The organism is Pseudomonas sp. GW821-FHT01E10, assembly GCF_059422365.1.
Window position 1 is genome coordinate 66,677 of sequence record NZ_JBWKWT010000019.1, and the last position, 25,870, is coordinate 92,546.

Below are 25,870 nucleotides of genomic sequence, written 5' to 3' on the forward strand. Positions count from 1 at the left end.
TGTCTGGTTGTCCCGCCCGGTAATTGGATGGACCATTACCGGCTATGTACCTGATGGCTTCATTCGAACGACACTGCCTGTTCAAGGGCGTGGTTTCGAATGCTGTTTCAGTCGCGAGTTTTCATGAGTTCCTGTTTAGAGTCCCTTTATGACGGCCCACATTGATCCACAACCCGGTCGCTTTTCCCGGTCTGACTACAAGACCCTGGGCCTGGCGGCGCTGGGTGGTGCGCTGGAAATCTACGACTTCATCATCTTTGTGTTCTTCGCCCTGACCCTCAGCCAGTTGTTCTTTCCGCCAGAGATGCCTGAGTGGCTGCGCTTGCTGCAAAGTTTCGGAATTTTCGTCACCGGCTATCTGGCCCGTCCGCTGGGCGGCATCCTGATGGCGCATTTCGCAGACCGGGTGGGGCGCAAGCGGGTGTTCAGCCTGAGCATCCTGATGATGGCTTTGCCCTGCCTGTTGATCGGAATCATGCCGACCTACGAACAGATCGGTTACTGGGCGCCCTTGACGCTGCTTCTGTTGCGGGTGCTGCAAGGCGCCGCTGTGGGCGGCGAAGTGCCTAGCGCCTGGGTGTTCGTGGCCGAGCATGCACCGGTCAGGCGTCGTGGCTATGCCCTGGGTGTGCTGCAGGCCGGATTAACATTTGGCTATCTGCTGGGGGCACTGACCGCAACCCTCCTGGCGCGGCTCTATAGCCCCGCCGAGATACTCGACTTCGCCTGGCGCCTCCCCTTCCTGCTGGGTGGTGTATTCGGGGTGATCGGGGTCTGGCTGCGGCGCTGGCTGAGTGAAACGCCGGTGTTCATGGCCTTGCAGGCGCGACGTGAGTTGGATGCGGAGTTTCCATTACGGACAGTATTGCGCGATCACCGCAAATCCATCCTGCCGGCGATGCTTTTGACCTGTGTGTTGACATCGGCGGTGGTGGTGCTGGTGGTGATCACCCCGACTGTCATGCAGAAGAGCTTCGGCATGAGCGCCAGCCATACGTTCGCGCTGAGCAGCCTGGGCATAGTGTTCCTGAATATCGGCTGTGTACTGGCTGGATTACTGGTGGACCGGATCGGCGCCTGGCGCGCGGTGCTGGTTTATAGCCTGCTGCTGCCGGTGGGGACCGCGGTGCTTTACGCCAGCCTGATCAGTGGCGGCTACTGGATCAGCGTGGCCTATGCGCTGGCCGGCCTGACCTGCGGCGTAGTGGGTGCGGTGCCCTCGGTAATGGTGGGGTTGTTTCCGACCCGGATCCGGGTGTCCGGTATCTCCTTTACCTACAATATTGCCTACGCACTCTGGGCCAGTACCACACCGCTTCTGCTGATCGGACTGATGCCGTGGAGCCCTTGGGTCTGCGTAGGCTATTGCGTGGTCATGGGGGCCGTCGGGGCACTCATGGCGTTGTTCTTCGTCTTTCGCTCCTCGTCGGTGGCTGACGTTTCGGTGGTTCCAGGCGCCTGAGCCTGACCTTTTCGCGCCGCCGGTCGCGGCGCTTGCCCCTGAATACCAAAGGACGGCAATTGGCATGAGCTGCGTCAACGATTTGCATGATCTATCGGCGGTGCAACTGTTGGTGTTGTTCGCCAGCAAGGAACTGTCACCGCTGGAATACTACGACCATTTGCTGGCCCACATCGAGCGCTGGGAACCCCATCTTAATGCCTTGTACGCCTTTGACCCGCAACGGGTCCGGGAACAGGCGGCTGCCGCCAGCGAGCGCTGGAGCCGGGGCCAACCCCGTGGTCTGCTCGATGGTTTACCCGTGACACTCAAGGAGTTGATAGCGACGCAAGGCGACTGCATTCCCCTGGGCTGCGCCGCGACCGAGCTGATCCCGGCCACAGCCGACGCACCACCGGCGGCGCGGATGCGTGAGGCCGGAGCGATAGTCCTGGGCAAGACAACGGTTCCGGACTACGGGATGTTGTCGTCGGGGCTGTCGAGTTTCCACGGCGTGACACGTAATCCCTGGAACCTGGCGAACAATCCCGGAGGCTCCAGTGCCGGCGCGGCGGCGGCAGCAGCGGCCGGCTATGGGCCGCTGCATGTCGGCACCGACATCGGCGGGTCGGTCCGTTTGCCCGCAGCCTGGTGCGCCCTGGCGGGGTTCAAGCCGACACTCGGGCGCATCCCCATCGACCCCTATTACACCGGCCGTTGTGCCGGCCCCATGACCCGCAGCATGGATGACTGTGCGCTGATGATGCGCTACCTGTCCCGCCCCGATGCTCGGGATGCCACCAGCCTGCTACCGGAACAAGGCGATTGGGCCCTGGGACAGTTGTCGGTCCAAGGGCTGAAAATCGGTCTGATGCTCGATCCCGGCTGTGGCATTCAACCAGACGAACAGGTGTGCTCGGCGGTTCGGGAAGCGGCTCGCCTATTCGAAAGCAGGGGCGCCCAGGTACGTCAGATCAAGCCACTGATGGACCGCGCCGTGCTCCAGGGCCTGGATCAATTCTGGCAGGCGCGACAGTGGAGTCAGTTGCAGGCCCTGAGCCCCGAACGGTTCGATCAGGTCTTGCCCTACATTCGCGACTGGGCGGCAGCGGCCGAGAACCTGAGCGCCGTGCAGGCGGTTGAGGGGTTCAACCAGACGTTCGAAATCCGGCGCCGGGCAGCCGAGGTCTTTCATAATGTCGACCTGGTGTTGTCGCCGACCAACCAGGTCAGTGCCTTTGCGGCTGAATGGGCCTCGCCCACCAATGACCCGCGCCTGCCGTTCGAGCACATCGTCTTCACTGTGCCGTGGAACATGGGCGAGCAGCCAGCCCTGTCAATCAACTGCGGCTTTACCGACCAAGGCATGCCGATCGGCCTGCAGATGATCGCTCCGCGCTTCGCAGACCAGTGGTTGCTTCGGCTCGGCAAGACCTATGAAAACTGGCGCGGCACGATTCGCCACTGGCCCAGCCCGCCGTCTCGCCTGTGGGAGCGTGGCTTGCCCGCGAAGAACGATAACGCGTAATCGCTGAAAAATCGCGGTGCATTCTTCGCGGGCAAGCCTCGCTCCCACAGGATTTTTGTTGCTCAAATTTCTTCACTGACAGCATTAGCGACGTGCGCCTGATTTGTTCCTCTAGAGACTTATCGAAATGGATTTTCGTGTACTTCTGATGGCCAGCATTGCCGTCAGCAGCCCTTTGATTGTAACTGCGGATGAAACGCCGACCACTCAAGCCCAGGCCCCGGGTTTTGTCGACGGCAGCCATTTGGGGCTGAACTTGCGCCATTACTATGCCAACCAACACACCCGACGTTCTACCTACCTGGGGATCAAGAAAGAAGATGGCCTGGAGCGGACCCGCATCCGTGAAACCTGGGTGCAAACCGCGATGCTCAACTACAGCTCCGGATATACCCAAGGGGCGGTCGGCTTCGGGCTGGACGCTTCATTGTTCAGCGCCATCAACCTGGAGCGCGGACATGGGCGTGTCGCCAATGGTGGCGATCGGGTGCTGGTGGACAGCGATGGCGATGCGCTACCGACCTGGAGTCGTTTGGGTGTCGGTGATCTGCGGCTGCGTTTTTCCAGCACGGAAATCAAGGCCGGTCGCTTGCTCACCGACAACCCGATTCTGCGTTACAAGGACAATCGCGCCCTGCCCTCGAGCTTTCAGGGCGTAGGCCTGTTCAGCAACGAACTCGATTGGCTGTCATTGCAGGCCGGCAGCTTCGAACGGGCAATTCCACGTACCGGTACCGGCAGCGAAAAACTCACCACCACCTTCGGTAACCGGGCGTATTCGGGGTCGCGTATTTCCTACCTCGGAGGAATGGCCAAAACCCCTTACGGTCTGGACGTCAGCCTCTACACCTCACGCTTCGAGGACATGTGGCAGCAGACCTATCTGGGATTGACCCAGTTGATCGGGGATCGGCGCGAGATTGCGCTCAAGACTGCACTGAATTACTACCACACCGAGGATCAGGGCGAGCAGCGCCTGGGCTACATCGACAATGACGCCTTCAGCCTGGCGTTCACCGCATCGCACCGGGCCCACAGCCTGACTCTGGCCTGGCAGCAGGTGTTTGGCGACGAGTATTTCGATTACGTCTGGGAGTCCACGGGCAATTACATGGCCAACTCGTTGTACTCGGACTACAACGGCCCGAACGAGAAGTCCTGGCAACTGCGCTACGACCTGGATCTGGCGTCTTTAGGGGTACCGGGCCTGACGACCAGTCTGTGGCACGCAAAAGGCTGGGACATCGACGGCACCCATTACAGCGGCGACCGTAACGGGCGCAATACCGGTTACAACGTGCGGGGTCTGGACAATGCCAAACACGACGAAAACGGTTTAATGGTGGCGTACGTGGTGCAATCCGGAGCACTGAAAAACGCGGTGTTTCGCACCATTGTCTACAACCATCGGGCCACGGGCGGGCAGATCGACGGTAGCTACGACGAGGTCCGCCTGGTGGCGAATCTGCCGATGTGGATTTTTTGAGGCGGGCTTTTTGGGCCGAACAGAATCATCGGCCCCACTTGCGAAACACTGTGGAAGCTTAGCGAGCTCGCCGGTCCCCACAGTGGAGGGATGTTGGTTCAGACTTTTTTGGTTCTTGGCAGAAAGATCGCCAACACCCCAAACAGCGGCAAGAACGAACACAGGAAGTACACATACTCGATGCCGCGAATATCCGCCAAATGCCCGAGCAACGCCGCACCAATCCCACCGAAACCGAACATGAGGCCGAAGAACACTCCGGCAATCATCCCGACATTTCCCGGCACCAGTTCTTGCGCATACACCACGATGGCCGAGAACGCCGAGGCCAGAATGAAACCGATCACCACACTCAACACACTGGTCCAGAACAGGTCCACATGGGGCAGCAGCAGCGTGAACGGCGCCACACCGAGGATCGAGAACCAGATCACTGCCTTGCGCCCGATCCTGTCGCCGATCGGCCCGCCGAAGAAGGTCCCCGCCGCTACCGCACCGAGAAACAGGAACAGATGCAGCTGCGAACTGGCCACCGACAGGTCAAATTTCTCGATCAGGTAGAACGTGAAGTAACTGGTGAGACTGGCCATGTAGAAATACTTGGAGAACACCAGCAACCCCAGTACCACCAACGCACTGATCACCCGGCCTTTTGATAAACCGTGCGTCGCTGCCTGACCTTGTTTGAGTTTGAACAGGTTCAAGTGATTGGCGTACCAGCGGCTGATCCGGTACAGCACGAACAACGCAAACAGTGCGAACACGCCGAACCAGGCCACATTGCCCTGACCATAGGGAATGATGATCGCCGCCGCCAACAACGGCCCGAAGGCCGAGCCCGCATTACCGCCGACCTGAAACGTCGATTGCGCCAGGCCGAAGCGCCCGCCCGAGGCCAGTCGCGCGACGCGTGAAGCTTCCGGGTGAAAAGTCGACGAGCCGATGCCGATCAACCCTGCTGCCAGCAAAATCATCGGAAAGTTGCCGACTACCGACATCATCAAAATGCCGATCAATGTGCAGACAGTGCCGGCCGGCAACAGCCAGGGCTTGGGATGGCGATCCGTGTGGTAACCCACCCACGGCTGCAACAACGAGGCCGTCAATTGAAAGGTCAGGGTAATCAGGCCGACTTGGGTGAAGGTCAGGCCATAGTTGGCCTTGAGCATCGGATAGATCGACGGCAGCACCGCCTGAATCAGGTCGTTGATCAAGTGCGCCAGCGCCACCGCGCCGATGATGCGCATGACCAGCGGACTGCTTTGTGAAGGAGCGGGCGTCGATGTCGCGGCGGACTGAGCGTTGCTGATGGCCATGAGAGTTTCCGTACTGCGGATGGGTGCGCACAGGCAGGTCGGTCAATGTGCCATTTTTCGGTGCAGTCGCGCCATCCCCTTAGCTTGCTAACGACCTCAAAAAGGTGATAGCGCAAAGCCATGGTCTGAATCTTGCCTTGCTTATCCGCTTCAACGCGGCCCCTTACAAAGGGGACCGAGAATGGGAAGTTTCGCTACAGAGTCGGCCTACAGAGCGGACCAAGGTGAACTTTCGAGGCCTTTTAGAAGGACATCAGTCGCGGTCGCCATGGCCTCGACGCACGCCAATGGTGCGTGGTGTCCAGAGGAGTCATGGGGCATGCAGGCTTTTTTATCACCGGGGATCGGGCTGCTGGGGCGTTTCGGCTTCGCGCGCAAATTTCAGCTGCTGTTTCTGCTGTTTATCCTGCCACTGGCAGGCAGCTTGTGGATGATCGGCCAGGACTATCGTGACAAGTTGAGCCTGATCGCCGGCGAACGCGCCGGGGTCCGGCAATTGATTGCCCTGGATGCGCTCGACAACTTGCTCGCCGCCCAGCGTGACCGCGCCGCGCGCTGGCGCGCCACCGAAACCAATCGCCAGCCGACGCCAGCAACCATCGCGGCGATGGCAGCGTTCGACACGGTTCAGCCGGCCGTGGCCCAAGCAATCACAGACTTGGGCAATGCCTTGAAAACCGAAGGCGCCGAGGGCGAGACCCTCACCCGCTATCAAGCCCTGCAAAGCGCCCTCACCGGCCTGGATTCGAAAAGCCTGAGCAGCGTTGGATGGTGGCCGGACGGCTATGATCGCTTCACCAATGCCTTGAGCGCCCTGCAAGCCTTGCGCGAACAAATCGCCATGGACAATCGCCTGACCCTCGCGCCATGGCTGGAAACTTATCTGCTGACGCAGATCTCCACTCAACACGCACCGGACCTGATCGAACGGGTCGGTCGCCTCGCCGCGGTTGGTCAAGCTTCGGTGGTGTCCGGGCAGTTCACTCTGCAAAGCCGCCTGCAATTGCGCGACTTGCGCAGCCGCATCGGCGACGCTCGGGAACAGCTGGTGAAAACTGGCAGCTTGCTGGAAGCGCGCCTGCCCAGCGCCCTGCAAACCTGGGCCGGGCAATACCACGACAGCCTCAAGCAGCTGGATGCCGGTTTGAAAGTGCTGGACGACGGCGTCTTCGGTGGCAGCATCAACCTCAAGCCCGAAGACTTCGAACGCAGTCTCGACGCCCTCCTCGGTAACCTTGCCTCGTTGCGCCAGCAATCGCTGGTTTCTCTGGATCAACGGCTGGATTATTACCACAGTTCGGCCATCCGCCAGTTCATCCTGGTGGCGACGATTTTTGGCTGCCTGCTATTAGCCGCGCTGTACCTGTTCATCTGTTTACAGGCCTCGATCCGTCGCAGCGCCAGCGGCATCACACTGCTGGCCGAAGCTCTGCGCGACGGCAACCTGAGCCTGCAAGTACCGGTTCAGGGGCGCGACGAACTAGCGGCGATCAGCACCTCGCTTAACGTCGCCGTGGTGCAACTGCGCAACAGTTTGCTGGGAGTCGATCACGAAACCCTGCAGTTGAGCAACGCGGTGCGCACCCTCAACGATCACTCCAGCGGTGCCCTTGGCGAAGTCGAAGCCCAGCAGTTGCAGATCAGCCAGATCGCCGCCGCGGCCACGCAATTGGCCGCGACCTCCCAAGGGGTCGCCCAGAGTTGCGAACAGGCGTCTGGCAGCGCTCAGCATACCCAGCGCATCGCCGCCGATAGCAGCCGTGACAGCCAGCGTACGACAGCGAGTATTCAGCAACTCAATCAGCGGTTGAATGACACGGCGGCGGCACTGGGTCGGGTCAGCGAGCAAGGGCAGCAGATTCAATTGGTGGTCGATACCATTCGCGGCGTGGCCGAGCAGACCAACCTGCTGGCCCTCAACGCCGCCATCGAGGCCGCACGGGCTGGCGAGCAAGGTCGCGGCTTTGCGGTGGTGGCCGATGAAGTGCGCAGCCTGTCGCAACGCACCCAGTCCTCCACCGCGCAGATCGCCGGCACCGTCGACAGCCTGCGCAGCACCGTGAACGAAGCGGTAAGCCTGATGGAAGCCGCCTGCGGCCAGGCGCAATCGGATGCGCAAGCCGTCACCGGTCTCGGCGAACGCCTGGGGGAAATCGCCAGCGCGGTGCAAAGCGTCACCGACACCCTGGCACAAATCGCCACTGCCGTTGAAGAGCAAGCGAGTACTGCTGATGAAGTCAGCGGCAACATCCAGCAAGTCGATCAGGCGGCGGTACGCTTGCTCGAAGGCGCGCGAGCGGTGAACCTCGCCGCGGACACCTTGAGCCAGGGTAGCAAGGCCTTGAGTGCGAATACCGGGAGATTTCAGCTCGGTTGATGCCCTCCCGTGACCCGTTTTTTCGGGTCAGCGGGATAAGCGGTTGAAAGTGTGGAGAAATATTTTAGATTTACGCTTGACGCATCGTCGTTCCAGGTGAATAATGCGCGCCACTTGGCTACATAGCTCAGTTGGTTAGAGCATAGCATTCATAATGCTGGGGTCCGGGGTTCAAGTCCCTGTGTAGCCACCAAGTACTAAAAACGGCTTACCGAAAGGTAGGCCGTTTTTTTATGCCTCGAGAAAAGTGGCGGGCGCCCCCTGATTTGCGTAGCACTCCTTCGACCGATAAAGTCCCTGGACCTTTTATCCCATGGACGGAGTGCCTCGCGTGTTCTCAGCCTTCCACTTGAACCGCTATCGCCTGTCAGCCTTTTCGCTGATCGCCACCGCTTTAACCCTCGCCGCGTGTAACGCCCCGCCCTCTTCGCCTTCGGTCTCGACCTTGCCGGCCGCGCCGGAAATCACCTCCGGTTATCGCACCGACCTGCAGACGCAGCACGCCTCCAGACACATGGCCGCAGCCGCCAACCCGCTGGCGGCCGAAGCCGGACGGGAGATGCTACGCGAGGGTGGCTCGGCGATTGATGCGGCCATTGCCATGCAAGCGGTGTTGACGCTGGTCGAACCGCAATCGTCGGGCATCGGCGGTGGCGCGTTGATTGTGCTGTGGGATGGCAAGGCCGTGCGCACCTACGACGGTCGCGAAACCGCACCGGCTGGCGCCACCGAGAAACTGTTCCTGCAAGCCGACGGCAAACCGATGCCTTTCACTCAGGCGCAGATCGGCGGGCGCTCGGTGGGTACGCCGGGTGTGTTGCGGGCGTTGGAGCTGGCCCATCAAAAGCACGGTCGGCTGCCGTGGGCGAGGTTGTTCGAGCCCGCGATCAAACTCGCCGAGCAAGGTTTCGCCATCTCGCCACGGCTGCATCAGTTGATCGCGGCCGACGCGTTTATCCAGCGCTCACCGGACATGGCCGCCTACTTTCTGAATGCCGATAGCAGCCCGAAAGCCGTCGGTACACAGCTGAAAAACCCGGCACTCGCCGCGGTATTCAAGCGCATCGCCAAGGAAGGTCCCGACGCGCTGTACACAGGAACCATCGCAAAAGAGATCGTCGCCAAGGTTCAGGGCCATACCAACCCCGGCAGCCTGTCGCTGAGCGATCTCCAGGGCTACAAGGCCAAGGAACGCGCGCCGCTGTGCACCGACTATAAACGCTGGCAAGTGTGCGGCATGCCGCCGCCGTCATCTGGCGGAATCGCCGTGGCACAAATCCTAGGCACCTTGCAGGCCCTGGAAACCCGCGACCCACGCTTTGCCCTGGCACCACTCAAACCGGTCAAGACCAGCAAACCAGCGGGCATAGAGCCAGCCCCTGAAGCCGTGCACCTGATCGCCGAAGCCGAACGCCTGGCTTATGCCGATCGTGCGCAATACGTTGCCGACACCGACTTCGTACCCGTGCCGGTCAAAGGGTTGGTCGACCCGACTTACCTGGCCAGCCGCGCCGCCTTGATAGGTGATCGCAGCATGGGCCAGGCCAAACCCGGCACCCCACCGGGCATTCAGGTCGCCTACGCGCCGGACCGCTCGCCGCTGCGCATCTCCACCTCGCAGGTGGTGGCAGTCGATGACGAGGGCGATGCCGTGTCCATGACCACCACCGTGGAAGCGGCATTCGGCTCACACTTGATGGTCCAGGGTTTTCTGCTCAACAACCAGATGACCGACTTTTCGTTCATCCCCGAAGAGCAAGGGCAAAAAGTCGCCAACCGCGTCGAACCCGGCAAACGCCCGCGCTCGTCCATGGCACCAACGCTGATCTTCGACCGCCAGAGCGGCGAGTTCCTGGCCACCGTCGGCTCCCCTGGCGGCTCGCAGATCATCGAGTACGTGGCCAAATCCACCATTGGCCTGCTCGACTGGAACCTCGACCCACAGGCCGCCATCAACCTGCCCAATTTCGGCAGCCGCAACGGCCCGACCGAACTGGAACAGGGTCAGTTCAGCCCGGCACTGATTCAGGCACTGAAGGACAAAGGGCACAGCGTGGGCGAGATCGACATGACTAGCGGGACTCAGGCGATTGTTCGAGTCAAGGATGCGCAGGGGAAAGCCGCGTTGGCCGGCGGGGCCGATCCACGGCGTGAGGGGGAAGCGTTGGGGGATTGAGTCTTACGCAGGAATGAGGAAAGGCTTACCGGGAGGTAGGCCTTTTTGAGGACTACCCGCGCCGGATAGATAGCATCAAGTCGATAATTGGTTGGCAAACTGCCCGACTGCGTTCACCACTTTCTGCGCACCGTCCTGGATCTCGACGATCACCGTGCCCGCCTCCGCCGCCAGCGCCAGACCTTGTTCAGCCTGGAGCTTGCCGTCAGTCATGAGCGCCACGGCGTTGCGCGCCATGTCCTGGTTCTGACGCACGACGCCGACAATTTCATCGGTCGCCTGACTGGTGCGCGAGGCTAATTGCCGGACTTCGTCCGCCACCACGGCAAACCCACGTCCCTGTTCACCGGCACGAGCCGCTTCGATGGCCGCGTTGAGCGCCAGCAGGTTGGTCTGCTCGGCGATGCCGCTGATGGTTTTGACGATGGTGCCGATCACCAGCGATTGCTCGTTCAGTGCTTCGATACCTTCGCCAGCGGTTTGCATGTGTTTGGCCAGGTCACGCATCACGTCTACAGCTTGGGTCACCACGGCAGTTCCGCGCTGTGCACTCTGGTCGGTTTGCTGAGAAGTGCTGTAGGCAATGTTGGCCGCCTCGGCGACAGCCTGCTCCTGATTGACCTGATCGGTAATCACCGTGGCGAACTTCACCACTTTGTAGAGTTTGTTGTTGGCATCGACCACCGGGTTGTAGGAAGCCTCCAGCCAGACCACGCGACCGTGGCTATCGACACGCTTGAAACGATCAGCGACGAACTCGCCAGCGTTCAGACGGCGCCAGAAGTTCTGATACTCAGCGCTGTTGTATTCCTCTGGCTCACAGAAGATGCGGTGATGTTTACCCTGGATCTGCGCCAGGCTGTAACCCATGCCACTGAGGAAACGCTCGTTGGCCATCAGCACGTTGCCATTGAGGTCGAACTCGATCACTGCCGTCGAACGCACCAGCGCGCCAATCAGGTTTTCATGCTCACGGGACGCCTCGATGGTACGGGTCAGGTCGCTGGAGTAAATCGAGAAGTTCTTGATACGGCCGTCCGAGGAGCGCACCGGCTGCATGATCGAACGCAACCAGGCTTCGGCACCGTTGCCGCGTAGCAAACGGACCGCGCCGGCAAAGTGCTCGCCACGGGTCAGCGCGGCCTTGAAACGGTTATGGAATTCATCCGATTTCACATGGACCGGAACAAGGTCTTCGATGTGCCGGCCGATCAGATCATTGCTTTTGTAGAGCATCTCACTGACGAAGTTTTGGTTGACCGATTGAATTCGCCCATCGGAGTCAAGAGTCAGGACCAGCATCTCGCTTTCCAGACTCTCCTTGACTTGCAGAAGGCTGGAGAGTTCTTCGCGAAGAGCCGACAGCTCCTGCTTCAAGCGTTTATTGAACATGGGAAGCACCGATGGACAGAGATAAAAAGCGGCTTACAGCCTAGCCATCGGCTTTGCAGGTATTTTCTGAAGAGTGTTGCAGGGTTGTCCTACAAAAATAGTCGCGGCACAAACAGCCTCATGCCGCGCCAGCCACCGAACAGCGCCCGACTCGCGGCATTCGCGCACCGAAATACACCGCGCTGCTGATGCCCACGGCCCCCATCACCGCGCAGAAGATCACACAAATCCACGGACTCCATGGCATCAGACCGATCAACAGCAGCGGTGTGACACTCGCCCAGGCGGCGTAGGCAATGTTGTAGGTGAAGGAAATCCACCGTGCGCAGCGGCAGTTCGACAGCGGCCTCGCGCTGGGCCTGCATCGCCATGAACACCGGGGTTTCGCTGAGCCAGCGGCGCAGCCAGACACCGATCACGCCAAACACACCGCCCAGCAGAAACGGGTAACGCCAGGCGTAATCGAGGATTTGCGCCGAGGTGAACGCCTGAGCCAGAAAAGTCGCCGTCAAGGCGCCGATCAGGTAACCGAAGGTCAGCCCCGCTTGCAGGAAACCGAGGGCATAACCGCGATGTCCGACCGGCGCGTGCTCAGCGACGAACACCCAGGCACTCGGCACCTCACCACCCACCGCCGCGCCTTGCAGGACCCTCAGGGCCAACAGCAACAGTGGTGCGAAATAGCCGATCTGGGCGTAGGTCGGCATGATCCCGATCAGCAAGCACGGCAACGCCATCATCAGAATGCTCAGGCTGAACACCTTCTTGCGTCCCAACCGGTCAGCGAAATGCGCCATCAGGATCCCGCCCAACGGACGCGCGAGGTAGCCCGTGACGAAGATCCCGAAGCTTTGCAGCAGACGCAGCCACTCGGGCATTTCCGGCGGGAAGAACAGCTGGCTGAGGGTCAGCGCGAAGAATACGAAAATAATGAAGTCGTAGATTTCCAGCGCACCGCCCAAGGCTGCAAGCCCCAGGGTCTTGTAGTCCGAGCGAGTGAAGGGCGCCGGGCGCGCATTGATGTTGGCCGTCATGTAAAAGAACTCTGGCAGGCAAAAAACCAAGGCGCCCACGGTCTACGCAAATGCGCTTGTGGACAACCCGTTAGACCATAGTCCCAAACGCCCCAAACAGCGTCCCCGCAACGGGCCGATTGATTTACTGTTGGCACCGACCGGATGGGCCATTGCGCCCTGAACCCCACAATAAACATAAAAACGAGGTACTCCCGTGGCCGCTGATATCGAAGATAGCCGCTATGCGCGCTTTGCCCTGCATTGTTCAAACTTTGCCGAACGCTGGTTTCCCGACTCCTGGGTATTCGCCGCACTGGCAGTGATCATCGTCGCTGTGGCGACCATAGCCATGGGCGCCAAACCCACCGACGCCGCCATGGCCTTCGGTGACGGTTTCTGGAGCCTGATTCCGTTCACCATGCAGATGGCATTCGTGGTGATCGGCGGTTACGTGGTCGCCAGTTCGCCACCGGCGGTGAAACTGATCGACCGCCTGGCACGGGTCCCGAAAAACGGCCGTTCCGCCGTGGCCTGGGTGGCGCTGATTTCCATGGTCGCGTCGTTGCTGAACTGGGGGCTGTCACTGGTATTCGGCGGGCTGCTGGTACGTGCCCTCGCCCGCCGTACCGATCTGAAAATGGATTACCGAGCCGCCGGTGCCGCCGCCTATCTTGGTCTGGGCGCGGTCTGGGCCTTGGGTCTATCGTCGTCCGCGGCACAATTGCAAGCCAACCCCGCCAGTTTGCCGCCATCGATTCTGTCGATCACGGGCGTCATTCCCTTCACTCAAACGATCTTTCTCTGGCAGTCGGGTGTGCTGTTGCTGGCACTGACCGTGGTCTCACTAATCGTTGCCTACGCCACCGCGCCCGGCCCCGCGACAGCCCGTGACGCCAAAGCCTGCGGTATCGATCCGGGTTTCAGTCTGCCGGCGCCAGCACCGCGTACCCGCCCTGGTGAATGGCTGGAATACAGCCCGCTGCTGACGATTCTGCTGGCATTGCTGGCGGCCGGATGGCTGTTCCATGAGTTTGCGACCAAACCGGCGATCAGCGCGATTTCCGGACTGAACACCTACAACTTCCTGTTCCTGATGCTCGGCGCGCTGCTGCACTGGCGCCCGCGCAGCTTCCTCGATGCGGTGGCCCGTGCGGTGCCGACCACCACCGGCGTGCTGATCCAGTTCCCGCTGTACGGCTCGATCGCCGCCCTGATGACGGTGGTCAAGGGCACCGACGGACAATCATTGGCCCACCACATCTCGACCTTTTTCGTACAAATTGCATCCCACGACACCTACGCCCTGTTGATGGGCGTGTACTCGGCTATCCTCGGTTTCTTCATCCCGTCCGGTGGTGGCAAATGGATCATTGAAGCGCCGTATGTCATGCAAGTGGCCAACGACCTGAACTATCACCTGGGCTGGGCCGTGCAGATCTACAACGCCGCCGAAGCCCTGCCGAACCTGATCAACCCGTTCTACATGCTGCCGCTACTGGGCGTGCTTGGGTTGAAGGCCCGGGATCTGATCGGGTTTTCGTTCGTGCAACTGCTGGTGCACACGCCACTGGTGCTGTTTCTGCTGTGGGCGCTAGGGACGACGCTTACGTATATGGCGCCGGTGATGCCTTGACGCCGACCTTCAATCCACCACCAATCCAGTGTGGAAGCGGGCTGCTTCCACACTGGCGACTTATTGTTTTCACAAACGTAACCCCTCTGTCACACCTCGCTGCTAGCGTCCCGCCGAAACATATTGAAACAACTTAGCAAGACGGAACTCGCCATGAACGATGAAGAAAACCGCAACGACGCCTCTTCCCCGCAAACAGATACGCCCACCGACACCAGTCGCCGCCGCTTCCTGGGTGGCGTGGCGGTACTCGGTGTCGGCGCGACCCTCAGCGCTTGTGGCAGTCATGGCGATGAGTCGGATAAACCGCTCGAACGCCTGCTTTCACCTGTCGAATTGGACAAAGCCCTACGCGACCAGGTGAAAACCGTAGTGGTGATCTACGCCGAGAACCGTAGTTTCAATAACCTGTTCGGCGACTTCCCTGGCGTCGAGAAACCGCTCTCGGGCCTCAAGCCCGTCGAATATCAGCAGCGCGATCGCGATGGCAGCCTGTTGCAGACCCTGCCGCCAGTCTGGGGCGGCGTGCTGCAGATCGGCCCGCAAACCCTCGATGGCGTGACTTACCCCAGCGCAACCCAGTTCCAGGAACACCTGCCTAACGCGCCCTTTGCCCTCAAAGGTCCGAACGCAGAAGACTTGCCGTTCGGCCTGGTGACGCGCGACCTGTGGCATGCGTTCTATCAGAACCAGATGCAGATCAACGGTGGCAAAAATGACGGCTTTGTCGCCTGGGGCGACTCCGGTGGCCTGCCCATGGGGCATTACGCCCAGAGTCGATATTCCCTGCGGTTGTGGGACGTTGCCCAAGAATTTGTGCTCTGCGATAACTTTTTCCAGGGGGCTTTCGGCGGCTCGTTTCTCAACCATCAATACCTGGTCAGCGCCACCGCGCCGTTCTATCCGGACGCCGTCAACTCGGTGGCCAAGACACAAATCGCCACGCTGCAAAGCGATGATCCGGCCGATCCACGCCTCAAGCCCCTGGAACAATCCCCAGCCAGCGCCATGACCGGCCCACCCCAATTCGGCCCCAGCGCGCTGACGCCGGACGGCTATGGGGTCAACACGCTCGCTCCGCCGTACTGGCCGACCTGGATTCGCGACCCGGAGCGTCCTGCGTACGCCAAACCAGACCTGCCGAACGTCATGGTCCCCCAGACCCACGAGCACATAGGCGACAAGCTCTCGAAGAAAAACATCGACTGGGCCTGGTATGCCGGAGGTTGGCAGGCGACGCTGGATCAGTACAAGGACTCTGGCGGTATTCCGAAAATCCCGAACTTCCAGTACCACCACCAACCGTTCAACTACTTCAAGCAGCAGGGGCCGGAAAACCCGCTGGAGCGCGGTAAACGTCTACGGGATGCGGGGCTGGGCGATGAATCGAATACCAACAAGTTCTTTGCCGATGCCGAGGCGGGCAAGCTGCCGGCGGTGAGTTTCTATAAACCCCAGGGCAACCTGAACATGCACGCCGGTTACGCCGATGTAGCGTCCGGCGACCGGCACATCGTCCGCGCCCTGAAAGTGCTGCGGGAAAGCCCGCAGTGGAAAAACATGGTGGTCGTGGTCACGGTCGATGAGAACGGCGGTTGGTGGGATCACGTCGCACCGCCCAAGGGCGACCGCTGGGGACCGGGCTCGCGGGTACCGACGCTGGTAGTTTCGCCGTTTGCGCGCAAGGGCATGGTGGATCACACGGTCTATGACACTGGCTCGATTCTGCGGTTGATCACCCGGGTGTTTCAGCTTGAAAAGCTCGATGGCCTCAGGCAGCGGGACGATGCAATGATTGCCTGTGGCCAGAAACCCATGGGCGATTTGAGCAATACACTGCACTTTGCCTGATGAAAAAGGGGCTCTGACTGGCGCTCTTTTCACTTGTGTACTAGACCGTTCGACACAACTAGTTCCAGTATGTACCCGCCCCACCTCCGAGGGCTCACGCTGAAAAGGATCTGAGCATGTTCAAACTCGCAGGATTCACCCTCGCCGCGCTCACCCTGAGCGCCGCCGCTCACGCCGATGTCGATCTGAATCTGGGCAGTACCGAGCGCGTTACCCGGCTGTTCGCCTACCCCAACAACTGTAATGTCATCTGCTTCCGCAACTGGACACTGGAGCAGACCGTCGAGCATTACCTGACCCAAAGCGTACAGCGCGATGGCTACAAGACCGCAAAAGTGCTGGTCAAAACCGAAAACAAGCAGCTCCACGCCCATATCAGCGGTGTGCCCAAAGGCTATGACAAGCCACTGACCGCACTGCTCAATGCTGGGGATTTGGCCTACAACGGTGCCAACAAGCTGAGTGCCGATGGCAAATGGAACTATAACTGGTACCTGTTCCTGCCGCTGGGCATGGCGCTGGAAAACCGCAAAAGCGTCGAACTGCTGCACTTCCCGCCAGATTATTCCCTGACCCAGGCCCAGGACTATCTGGAGTCCAAGACCACCGACCGCTGGGCCGCGCTGCTGACCGCCAACAACATTCCCGCCGACCAGACGCCGGCCTATCAGACCATCATCGACATCGCGCCGATTGCCGCGCCGTCCACCGCCGGCAAGGATCTGGAAGGCGTCTACAACTACTTCACGGACTACCAGACCACCATGGTCAAGGAAGTCAGCCAGAATGCCAAAGGTGCAGCATTGCCAATGGTCGCCTTTGGTTCACCAGTGCGTAACTGGATCAAGCAACAATACGGGCAGACCGTAGAAATATTGGGCCTGGCAACCATCAGCCCGAGCAAGGGGGTGACGGTACCCGTACTGGGTTCCAACCACCCGAGCTACATCTGGTACGCCGCCGACCCCGAAGCCTATAGCGGCGACGATGCGCAGGCCAAGGCCGACGCCGCGGGGCTGAAAGTCATGGGGCAGGATTTGAGTGCCGCGTGCTGGCAGGCCGGAATGGGCAGCAAACCGGGCACTGACCCTACCGCTCAGCTGAAAAGCTGCACTCAGACCTGGCAAGTGACCCAGAAAGAAAAAACCTGCGAACTGTTCTACACCTCGATTCGCAACCTGACGCCTGAGCAAGCGGTGGCCAAATGCTCGACAGCGCCGGTCAAATCCGAGCTGAAACAGCTGCAGACCCCGGCCCTTATGACCTCCGCATCTGCCCCACACTTGTAAAACGAAGGAAGTCTTTCCCGCGTGAGCCATGGCTGACGCGGGAAAGAGCTTTTCTCGACTGTCATATCTGACAGTAGACCGGTTATCTCATTTGCGAGAGGCTTGTGTCGTATCCACGTGCTACAGAGCTGACAGGATGTCAGCAGACGGAGGTCGTAGCACCCAACTGACAAGGATTGTTATGAGACGCCATGCCGAACAAGGACTACCACCGCCGTCATCAAATGGCATCTATCCGTTTGTAGAGTTGCCCCTTCGCCTTGGATTCCCCTCCAAAGACGACTTTGAAATCATCCATAACGCTCAGGGCTCGGCAATGGCGGTCGCGGCACTGCGCGAGTTTCCCCGCATCAGCCGAATCTGCCGTGTTTCCGGACATCTATTGCCCTATCGCTGCCGACACACCCGGCAGTTGGCGCCGGGAATCCATGTCTACGATCCGTGCTTCAGTGGTCTGCTGAGTCACTCCTGCGACCCCAACGTCTTTCTCGATATGAGCGAGCTGTGGTTATGGGCGCTCAAAGACATCAAAAAGGGTGACCGACTGACGATGGATTTCGCCGCGACAGAAGACAAGCTGCTGCGGCAGTTCGCCTGCCGCTGCGGTTGTCCTTGCTGCCGTGGCTGGATCATCGGCTACGACGAGTCACCGAATGCCAATGGAGAACAGTTCTTTCAACACTGGCGTCGGCGAAGTCTCATCTGAATGGCTTTTACAGTGCCTCGACCGGGCGCAAACGGTACTGCGGCGGCAACTGCTCGAAACCGCTGATGGTGGCGTTCAGGCTCTTCCAGCGACCGTCCTTGATGCCATAGATGCAGCCGTGGATCGACAGGCTCTGCCCGCGGTGCCAGGCATTTTGCACAATGCTGGTGTGACCGACGTTGGCCACCTGCTGGATCACATTGAGCTCACAGAGGCGGTCGACCCGCTCTTCTTCGGTGGGCAACTTGGCCAGTTCGTCGCGTTTTTCATAGTAGAGATCACGAATCGAGCGCAACCAGCCGTCGATCAGGCCCAACTGACGATCCTGCATCGAGGCGCGTACACCGCCGCAGCCGTAGTGGCCGGTCACCAGGATGTGTTTGACCTTGAGTACATCCACCGCATACTGAATCACCGACAGGCAGTTGAGGTCGGTGTGCAGCACCACGTTGGCCACGTTGCGGTGCACGAACAGATCACCCGGCAGCATGCCGACGATTTCGTTGGCTGGCACGCGTGCGTCTGAACAGCCGATCCACAGGTATTCCGGAGTTTGCTGACGGGCTAGCTTGGCAAAAAAATCAGGATCTTCGCGGGTGATCGCATCAGCCCAGCGCTCGTTGTTATCAATCAGATCTTGTAAGTCGTTCATGCAATGAAGCCTCGAGAATGATGCACTGCTTTGACAGACAACCGCCCGTCGGGGTCACGCACGAGATGCAGATCCCCCTGATGTCCTGATGTATGTAGCGGCTAGCCGGCGCTCCCTGCCCGCGGGAATTCTCGGCAGTCCAGTGGGTCAATTGTAGTAGGGCCTACAGTATGAGGAATAGCCATGACTGATTCACGACGTCCGTTCGATAAGGAGCCACCCGAGCCCATCGACGACGATGAAGACCGCATGGGCTCGGTGCATGAGCTGGATTTCGACGAGGAAGAACCCGGCACCAGAATCGGCGACCTGGCACCTGAACACGAGCATACACAGCAGATGCCCGACGCACGCGTCCGTAAACCCCGCATGACTGGGGGCTCGACCAATGACAATGACGCCACCGACGATGACTTGACCCCGGAAACCCTGATCCGTGAAGACGGCGCACGGGATGCCCACGAAGCGGGTGAAGACGGCCAGGCGGATTGGGATCTGAGCATTGTCGACGGGGACGATATCGGTGGGGGCGATGGGCTGGATGAAGCGGAACTGGCCCGGCAGGATCCATTGGACGGCAAGCCTTGATCGTTGACGTCCGTGCAGACGCCTTCGCGGGCGAAGCTTGCCCGCGAAGCCTTTAGAAACGATCAATCAACCAAGGTGCAGGCCATCACCACGGCATCTTCTCGCCCGCCAACCGCCGGGTAGTAATCCCGCCGACGTCCGATCTCGTTAAACCCATACCGCTCATACAACCGAAATGCCGCCCGGTTGCTGTCACGCACTTCCAGAAAACATTCCCGCGCCTCAGCTTTGTAGGCAATCGACATCAAATGCTCCAGCAGCGTCAAGCCCAGGCCGCGGCCCTGATTTTCCGGTTTGACGGTGATGTTCAGCAGATGCGCCTCATCAAGGATGATCTGCACTACGCCATGACCGACCTGCTGCTGCCCTTCGAACATCAGCCAGATCTGGTACTTGCCCAGGCCATCGAGAAAAATCCCGCGAGTCCAGGGATGGCTGTAGGCTGCGTATTCGATTTTCAGTACAGCGTCCAGGTCCGCCTCGGTCATCGGGCGGAACGATACAGCGTCACTCATTCGATTCTTTCCAACGCGCCATCAGCCGACGCATGGCTTGCCAGACATCAGCCTTACGCTGTGGCTCTTCCATTAATAACTCCAGGCCCGGCAAGGCCCAGACCGACCCCAGGCCTTCGACCTGAAGTTCACGGTTGAAGGATTCGGCGTTGGCCTCACCGGCAAAACGCACCGCCGGCAGGCCGATCAGCCACAGACAGACGCACGGTGCGTCTTCCAGGCGGGCCGACAGAAAACCTTGTACGAAATCCCGAGCCGCTTCCGGCCCTTGGTCCATTGTGCCGCGAGCCAGCAGCGGCCAGCGCACCGGCTCGCCGACGATCTGCGGGCTGTCCGGCAGGCCGGCGGCGCGCAGCATGTCTTTGAGCAACAGATAAGCGGGGTCGCGGGTCTGGAAAGTTTCGCCTGTGGGTAACTCCACCAGCAACAGGCAGCGACCGGCTCGCAGCAATTGCAGAGCGAAACGCGGCGGCGGCACTGGCGCAGCCTTGGCGACGAGCGGTACCTCTTCGCTCTCTTGCGTCGCTTTGCTTGCTGGTTTTCCAGCCGATGGCGTCGGCCGTGGCACCTCGATTTTCACCCGCTCGGCCGGTTTGGCCGCGGGTTCCACGGGCGTCTGCGCCACCGGAGCAGGTGCAACCGGGGCGACGACCGCTGGCTCGGGCATCTCCAGCAGTTCGGGCCGCGATGGCGCAGCAAAGGGCAATTCGGTGCGCGGCAGCCAGTTGACCACCTGCATGGCGGTCAAATAAGCGCGGCGACGGGACTCGATAAGCAAAGGTCGGCCACTTGTGGATAACTAAAGTGCGGTGATTCTACCGCCCTTCGCTCAAGATCGCCCACGCTTGATCGATAGACTTCACCGATAGAAGAAGCGACAGCCCATCCCCAGAGTGAATCGACACGGCTGCGATGAAGTACAATCGCGGCTTTTAATTGCCAACCAGCCGGCCATTCCGATGATCGAACCCAAGCGCGTCTTGCGCGCCCTCGCTGAACACTGGGCACTTCTGGAGCCACTGTGCGAGCACTTCGACCAAGGCACCCTGAGCCTCAACGAACTGCGTTCACAGTTGGCCGCCCAGCAACTGGACAGCACACCGCAGGACATCACCAGCCTGCTGGACGTGTGGATTCGCCTCGACATTCTGGTTCCCGTGGCGAAAAGCCCGAACCGTTTCGAGCTCAACGCGCAGATCCATGACTTCCTCGCTTACCTGCGCCGTGAGCACCGTCTGGGCCTGTGCCTGGAAATCGAAGCCTATCTGCGCCACCTCGAACGCCTGGCCGGTTACATCCAGGACGCCTTCGACATTCGCGACGGCAACGATCTGGCGCGCCAGTTGCGCCTGCTCGACATGCGCGTGCGGGACGTGCTGAAGAAACTCGCCAACGACGAACAGGCCTTGGTGGCCGTCGCCGAACGGGCCAAGACCAGCGACCGGCAGATTCCGCTGCGTCAGCGTTATGCTGAAGTGCTGGCGACCTGGGACGAATACGTCGAACCGATGATTCAGCTGGTGAATGCCGACGGCGCCTTCGAACAAGGCGTGCGCAAGGTTGAGAACGTGTTGTTGCGCATGCTCACCGAACAGCAGCGCCTCGGCCATCTGGTCGACGACGACATGCTGCTGCGCACCCACGCGCGCATCCTCGAAATGCAGACCAGCGCCCAGTTGACCCTGCGTCACGCCCGCGAGCTGCTGCTGCCGCTGCGCGAAGAAGCGCGCCGGCATAACGCCGTGACCCGTGGCGCAGCCCTGGCGTTGTCGGCCATTCGTCGTAAAGGCATCGATGCGGTGCCACAAGCCGCGATGCCGCTGTTCACCCGTCCGCAAAGCACCTTCCTCGGCAGTGCCAGCCAGGTCGAAGCCTATGTCTACGCCCTGGCCCGTTTCGAGCCGAAACCGGCGCGTTTCCCCAAGGCCCACAAGACCCAGAAAGGCGAAGCCCCGCGCGCGCCACGCACGGTTCGGGAAATGCTCGAACGTTGCGAAGATGCCCTGCCGATGCCGGACCTGATGAGCTGGCTGCTGGAGCAGGAGCCGGACGGCGCCACCGACGAATTGCTCTATTGGTTCTCGCGCCTGTCGCGGGAAAAACGCTTCAAGCGCGAGCGTCTGGAACGCCGCGACTACCACACTCACGAGCACCAGGTCAGCCTGCGCTCCTTCGCCCTGCTCTCGGCCCGCGACACCGCCGCCGAGGATTCTGCGAGCACCCCACATGCATCTTGATCTAAACGAACTGTCCCAGCTGGCGCCGATCTTTCGCGAGCTGTTCAAGGGCTACCACGTCAGCCGCCGCGACCCGGAGCTGTACGCCCAACTGTCGAACTTCCAGGACCAGTACCGCACCCTGTTCAAGGCGCTGGGCTTTGAACTGGTGTGCGACACCCGTGGTTTCTATTACTTCGTGCCCGACCTGGCTGCGGCAGCGGTAAACAAGACGGCGCAACGTCTGGCGCTGTTCACCTTCATCCTCGTCGAACACCTGGCCGACCAGGGCCGCGACCCGATCGCCGTGCTCGACGGTGGCAGCCTCGGTCGCGATGAATTGCCATCGTTGCTGGAAAAGTACCGCGACCTGTTTATCCAGGCCGAAGTGCAGACCGTCGAAGAACTCGAAGAAAAAATCATGCGCCGCATGACCCAGCTCGGATTCGCCGGCGAAGAAAACGGTGTCTACCGTTTCCTGCCGCCGATGCACCGCTTCCTCGATGTCTGCCTGTCGGTCCAGCAAGACCGCGACCTGGCCGCCAGCCTGCACAGCGTGCTGCCGTTGCCGGCGCCGGTGCTGATCGACGAAGACAGCGACGAAAAGCTGCTGCAGACCGACGACCCGCTCGATCTCACCGAGTTTGAAGAAGAGAGCGAAGAAGACGCCCTGGCCCGCGCCATTGCCGAAGAACAGGAGACCGACGCATGAGCAAGGAACGCTACGGCATTCGCCGCTTTGCCCTTTTGAACACCGCCGGTTACAGCCTCGGCCTGTTCCCGCTGGAAGAGCCGCTGTCGGTCTACGGCGCGAACAACCTTGGTAAGTCCGCCTCGATCAACGCCTTGCAGTTCCCGATTCTGGCGCGCATGTCGGACATGAGTTTCGGCAAGTACAGCCTGGAACAATCGCGGCGTTTCTACTTCGCCTCGGACACCAGTTACATCCTCGTCGAAGTCTCCCTGCCCCACGGCCCGCACGTGATTGGCGTGGTCGGTCGCGGCCCGGGTGGTGGTTTCGGTCATCAGTTCTTTGCCTACGCCGGCAAACTCGACCTGGCTCATTATCAGAAAGACGACACCTGCCTGCGGCAGAAAGAGCTGTTCACCAATCTTGAGCGCGAAGGCCTGAAAGCCTACGAACTCAAGCCGGATGAACTGCGTCGTTTGCTGGTGGGCGGCCACACCTCGATTCCGCTCGACCTGACGCTGATCCCGCTGCGTTCCACCAGTGAGCAGAGCCTGAAGACCTTCCGCGCCCTGTTCATCAACCTGCTTCACATGCGTGAAATCACCGCGGCCAAGCTCAAGCAGCTGTTCCTCGATGCCTTCGAACACAGCCTGCGTTCCGGCAGTGTCGATTACATCGCCGCGTGCGAAGAAGCGTTCCGCGATGTCCGCCGCATGGAGCAGGACTACAACTCGCTGGTCGCGGCCGGTCCCTTGGTCGAAGCCTTGGCCAACGGCGTGAAACAGCGGGATATCCTGCGCGGCAAACTGCATCGCCTGTCGCCGCTGCTCGATTCCCTGCTCGGCACCTGGTCGGACTACGCCAGTGCGCGCAAGGAAGAACTGACGATTCAGGCCGAGCACTACCGCAACGAGCAGGACGCCCTGCAAAACGATCAGCGTGGCGGCACTCAAGAGCTGATGCGCCTGGAGCGGGAAATCACCGGCATCCAGCGCTGGCTCGGCGAATTGTCGGTGCTCAAGCATCGCTTCGCCCTGGTCGATGACGTCAAAGTCCTCGAACAGCAATTGCTCGCCGCCAAGGACGCGCACGATGAACTGGCCGGTGCGCTGGCCCAGTCGCGGCAGTTTTCGGCCGAAGACCTGGAGGAGCGTCTGCGGGATCTGGAAAAACGCCTGAAATCGGTGAAGCAACAACTCGATCACGCTGACAACAACAGCTATGCCCGTCTGCGCGAAGAGTTCTCGCAGCAGGACGTCGAGCGCCTGATGCGACTGTTCAACAGCGCGCTGTTCAGCCTGCCGTTGGGTGAACACGGCATCGCGCTGGATGAAGACGGTGAGTGGGTCAAGTCCATGGAGCTGATCCTCGATGGCTTCAAAGGCGAGCGCTTCGAAGTGCCGGGCCTGTCCATCGACCTGTCGCACATCGAGCCGCCGGCCCTGCAAGCCTTGGCCGACCGTGCGGCACTGCGCGATCAGAAAGAGCGTCTGGACAAAGAACTCAAGCAACTGAAAACCCAGCAAGCCGTAGCAGCCGACCGTGCGGCCAGCAAGACCCAGACCGAGGCGCTGTACCAACAGGTGCTGGATGCGCAGAAAGCCCTGGAAGACTTCCGCCGCGCGCAAACCCTGAGCGCCGAAGAAGGCGACAAGCTTGAGCAATTGGCGCAGATGGAAGCCGCCCAGGACGAGTTGAAACGCTCCAGCGATGCCTTCACCGAACGCGTCCAGCAACTGTCGGCCAAGCTGCAATTGGTCGGCCGGCAGATCGGTGACATGGAAGCCAAGCAACGCACCCTCGACGATGCCCTGCGCCGCCGTCAGCTGTTGCCGGCCGACCTGCCGTTCGGCACGCCGTTCATGGACCCGGTCGACGACTCCATGGACAACCTGCTGCCATTGCTCAATGACTATCAGGACAGCTGGCAAGGCCTGCTGCGGGCCGACGGGCAGATCGACGCGCTCTACGCGCAGGTTCGCCTGAAGGGTGTGGCCAAGTTCGACAGCGAAGACGACATGGAGCGTCGCCTGCAACTGCTGATCAACGCGTACGCACACCGCACCGATGAAGCCCTGACCCTCGGCAAGGCGCGTCGCGCGGCGGTTACCGACATCGCCCGGACCCTGCGCAACATCCGCAGCGACTACGACAGCCTCGAACATCAACTGGCGCTGTTCAACCGCGAGATCAACAAACGTCAGGTCTCCAACCTACAGAGCTTCCGTATCGTGCTCGCGCCGAACAAGGAAGCGCTCAAGCACATTGACCAGATCATCCACAGCGCCGGTCAGTACGAAGAAGGCGAAACCCTCTCCGTCTTCGACTTGAGCCAAAGCGCCGAGCAGGACAACAAGAACGAAGAAGCCAAGGAATACCTGGCACGGCTGGTGGCGGCCAACCACAATCAGCTCGGTCTCAAGGATCTGTTCGAACTGGCGTTCGAGATCACCAAGGTCAATGGCCAACCGGTGATCCACACCGACATCGACGGCGCGGCGTCCAACGGCACCACCATGACCATCAAGGCGCTGACCAACATGTACTTGTTGCTGCACTTGATGGACCGCGACCAGGCCGGTCGCGTGCGCCTGCCGTACTACCTCGACGAGGCAGCGGACATCGACGAGAAGAACCAGGCAGCGCTGTTGGAAACCAGCCTGCAACTGGGCTTCGTGCCGATCCTGGCGAGTGTGAAGCCGCAAGTCTGCGCCAGCGTCGCCATCGACCTGGAAGGCGGCAGCGGCCCGAACGGTATCTACATCGACGAGGCGGACTGGAAGTTCATCCGTCGTCACGATGAAGTGAAAGCAACCGTTAACATCCAGGCGGACGAACCGGAGCTGGATGCGGTCTGACGCCTGAATCGAAGCCAATGAAAAGGCCGCGATCCAATATGGATCGCGGCCTTTTTATTTATGGGTGTCTCGTCCTGAATAAGGTTTACACCTTCTGACTTATCTTCAGGAGGAACCAATGGATACGGGAAAAAGGCGC

The 25,870-nt window shown here is 60.5% G+C and carries 18 protein-coding genes, 1 tRNA gene and 2 pseudogenes; 14 read left to right on the plus strand and 7 right to left on the minus strand.

Annotation, left to right across the window (positions count from 1 at the left end):
- Positions 1 to 148 precede the first annotated feature (148 nt).
- From AC07V0_RS24815 to AC07V0_RS24825, 3 genes are all read left to right on the plus strand, one after another.
- Positions 149 to 1,462 carry an MFS transporter gene (locus tag AC07V0_RS24815; protein ID WP_018929549.1) on the plus strand — a complete coding sequence of 438 codons (1,314 nt, stop codon included), beginning with the start codon at positions 149 to 151 and terminating at the stop codon, positions 1,460 to 1,462.
- Positions 1,463 to 1,526: 64 nt separating this feature from the next.
- A complete protein-coding gene (locus AC07V0_RS24820) occupies positions 1,527 to 2,969 on the plus strand; it encodes an amidase (protein ID WP_495019994.1) in 1,443 nt (480 codons plus the stop codon).
- Between the two features lie 127 nt (positions 2,970 to 3,096).
- Positions 3,097 to 4,455 carry an OprD family outer membrane porin gene (locus AC07V0_RS24825; protein WP_495019995.1) on the plus strand — a complete coding sequence of 453 codons (1,359 nt, stop codon included), beginning with the start codon at positions 3,097 to 3,099 and terminating at the stop codon, positions 4,453 to 4,455.
- A 98-nt stretch (positions 4,456 to 4,553) separates the two neighbouring features.
- Here the strand turns inward: AC07V0_RS24825 and AC07V0_RS24830 are convergent, their stop codons facing one another.
- Positions 4,554 to 5,771 carry an MFS transporter gene (locus tag AC07V0_RS24830; protein ID WP_018929546.1) on the minus strand — a complete coding sequence of 406 codons (1,218 nt, stop codon included), beginning with the start codon at positions 5,769 to 5,771 and terminating at the stop codon, positions 4,554 to 4,556.
- A gap of 319 nt (positions 5,772 to 6,090) precedes the next feature.
- Here AC07V0_RS24830 and AC07V0_RS24835 point away from each other — a divergent pair, with 319 nt between their 5' ends.
- The 3 genes from AC07V0_RS24835 (at position 6,091) to ggt (ending at position 10,324) form a co-directional block, all read left to right on the plus strand.
- On the plus strand, positions 6,091 to 8,148 hold the full coding sequence (locus tag AC07V0_RS24835) for a methyl-accepting chemotaxis protein (protein ID WP_495019996.1): 2,058 nt from the start codon (positions 6,091 to 6,093) through the stop codon (positions 8,146 to 8,148).
- Positions 8,149 to 8,264: 116 nt separating this feature from the next.
- Positions 8,265 to 8,341 (plus strand) — tRNA-Met (locus AC07V0_RS24840).
- Between the two features lie 138 nt (positions 8,342 to 8,479).
- Positions 8,480 to 10,324, plus strand: coding sequence for a gamma-glutamyltransferase (ggt, locus tag AC07V0_RS24845; RefSeq protein ID WP_495019997.1), 1,845 nt, complete (start codon positions 8,480 to 8,482; stop codon positions 10,322 to 10,324).
- A 75-nt stretch (positions 10,325 to 10,399) separates the two neighbouring features.
- On the opposite strand, the gene AC07V0_RS24850 is transcribed toward ggt, so the two are convergent.
- The 3 genes and pseudogenes from AC07V0_RS24850 to AC07V0_RS24860 form a co-directional block, all read right to left on the minus strand.
- The gene (locus AC07V0_RS24850; protein WP_371929210.1) at positions 10,400 to 10,960 is read right to left on the minus strand and encodes a methyl-accepting chemotaxis protein; all 561 of its coding nucleotides are present in this window, start codon (positions 10,958 to 10,960) and stop codon (positions 10,400 to 10,402) included.
- Positions 10,940 to 11,716 (minus strand): annotated as a pseudogene (locus AC07V0_RS24855) (PAS domain-containing protein); the annotation flags it as partial. The gene AC07V0_RS24850 and the pseudogene AC07V0_RS24855, both read right to left, overlap by 21 nt.
- Positions 11,717 to 11,834: 118 nt before the next feature.
- A pseudogene (locus AC07V0_RS24860) lies at positions 11,835 to 12,750 on the minus strand (MFS transporter).
- Between the two features lie 196 nt (positions 12,751 to 12,946).
- On the opposite strand from AC07V0_RS24860, the gene AC07V0_RS24865 reads away from it, so the two are divergent.
- The 4 genes from AC07V0_RS24865 to AC07V0_RS24880 all read left to right on the plus strand — a co-directional run bounded on the left by AC07V0_RS24865 (position 12,947) and on the right by AC07V0_RS24880 (position 18,211).
- Complete coding sequence (locus tag AC07V0_RS24865) at positions 12,947 to 14,365, plus strand: short-chain fatty acid transporter (protein ID WP_018929542.1); 1,419 nt, start codon at positions 12,947 to 12,949, stop codon at positions 14,363 to 14,365.
- A gap of 153 nt (positions 14,366 to 14,518) precedes the next feature.
- A complete protein-coding gene (locus tag AC07V0_RS24870) occupies positions 14,519 to 16,216 on the plus strand; it encodes an acid phosphatase (RefSeq protein WP_495019998.1) in 1,698 nt (565 codons plus the stop codon).
- 116 nt (positions 16,217 to 16,332) lie between these two features.
- Complete coding sequence (locus AC07V0_RS24875) at positions 16,333 to 17,505, plus strand: hypothetical protein (RefSeq protein ID WP_495019999.1); 1,173 nt, start codon at positions 16,333 to 16,335, stop codon at positions 17,503 to 17,505.
- A gap of 181 nt (positions 17,506 to 17,686) precedes the next feature.
- Positions 17,687 to 18,211: an SET domain-containing protein-lysine N-methyltransferase gene (locus AC07V0_RS24880; RefSeq protein WP_477747033.1), complete on the plus strand. Its 525-nt coding sequence runs from the start codon at positions 17,687 to 17,689 to the stop codon at positions 18,209 to 18,211.
- 7 nt (positions 18,212 to 18,218) lie between these two features.
- Here the strand turns inward: AC07V0_RS24880 and can are convergent, their stop codons facing one another.
- The gene (can, locus tag AC07V0_RS24885; protein ID WP_007939732.1) at positions 18,219 to 18,863 is read right to left on the minus strand and encodes a carbonate dehydratase; all 645 of its coding nucleotides are present in this window, start codon (positions 18,861 to 18,863) and stop codon (positions 18,219 to 18,221) included.
- A gap of 183 nt (positions 18,864 to 19,046) precedes the next feature.
- On the opposite strand from can, the gene AC07V0_RS24890 reads away from it, so the two are divergent.
- On the plus strand, positions 19,047 to 19,451 hold the full coding sequence (locus tag AC07V0_RS24890) for a serine kinase/phosphatase (protein ID WP_192351625.1): 405 nt from the start codon (positions 19,047 to 19,049) through the stop codon (positions 19,449 to 19,451).
- 62 nt (positions 19,452 to 19,513) lie between these two features.
- On the opposite strand, the gene rimI is transcribed toward AC07V0_RS24890, so the two are convergent.
- Together rimI and AC07V0_RS24900 are read right to left on the minus strand one after the other, a co-directional pair.
- Positions 19,514 to 19,966, minus strand: coding sequence for a ribosomal protein S18-alanine N-acetyltransferase (gene rimI / locus AC07V0_RS24895; RefSeq protein WP_018929537.1), 453 nt, complete (start codon positions 19,964 to 19,966; stop codon positions 19,514 to 19,516).
- Positions 19,959 to 20,705, minus strand: a complete 747-nt coding sequence (locus AC07V0_RS24900) for a hypothetical protein (protein WP_064616162.1) — start codon at positions 20,703 to 20,705, stop codon at positions 19,959 to 19,961. Before AC07V0_RS24900 ends, rimI begins: the two co-directional genes overlap by 8 nt.
- 220 nt (positions 20,706 to 20,925) lie before the next feature.
- Here AC07V0_RS24900 and mksB point away from each other — a divergent pair, with 220 nt between their 5' ends.
- The 3 genes from mksB to mksF are packed head-to-tail and all read left to right on the plus strand — an operon-like array spanning position 20,926 to position 25,731.
- On the plus strand, positions 20,926 to 22,203 hold the full coding sequence (gene mksB / locus AC07V0_RS24905; RefSeq protein WP_026286675.1) for an Mks condensin complex protein MksB: 1,278 nt from the start codon (positions 20,926 to 20,928) through the stop codon (positions 22,201 to 22,203).
- Positions 22,193 to 22,894: an Mks condensin complex protein MksE gene (gene mksE / locus AC07V0_RS24910; RefSeq protein ID WP_018929534.1), complete on the plus strand. Its 702-nt coding sequence runs from the start codon at positions 22,193 to 22,195 to the stop codon at positions 22,892 to 22,894. Before mksB ends, mksE begins: the two co-directional genes overlap by 11 nt.
- Positions 22,891 to 25,731 carry an Mks condensin complex protein MksF gene (mksF, locus tag AC07V0_RS24915; protein WP_018929533.1) on the plus strand — a complete coding sequence of 947 codons (2,841 nt, stop codon included), beginning with the start codon at positions 22,891 to 22,893 and terminating at the stop codon, positions 25,729 to 25,731. The genes mksE and mksF overlap by 4 nt, the downstream gene beginning before the upstream one ends.
- Positions 25,732 to 25,870 lie beyond the last annotated feature (139 nt).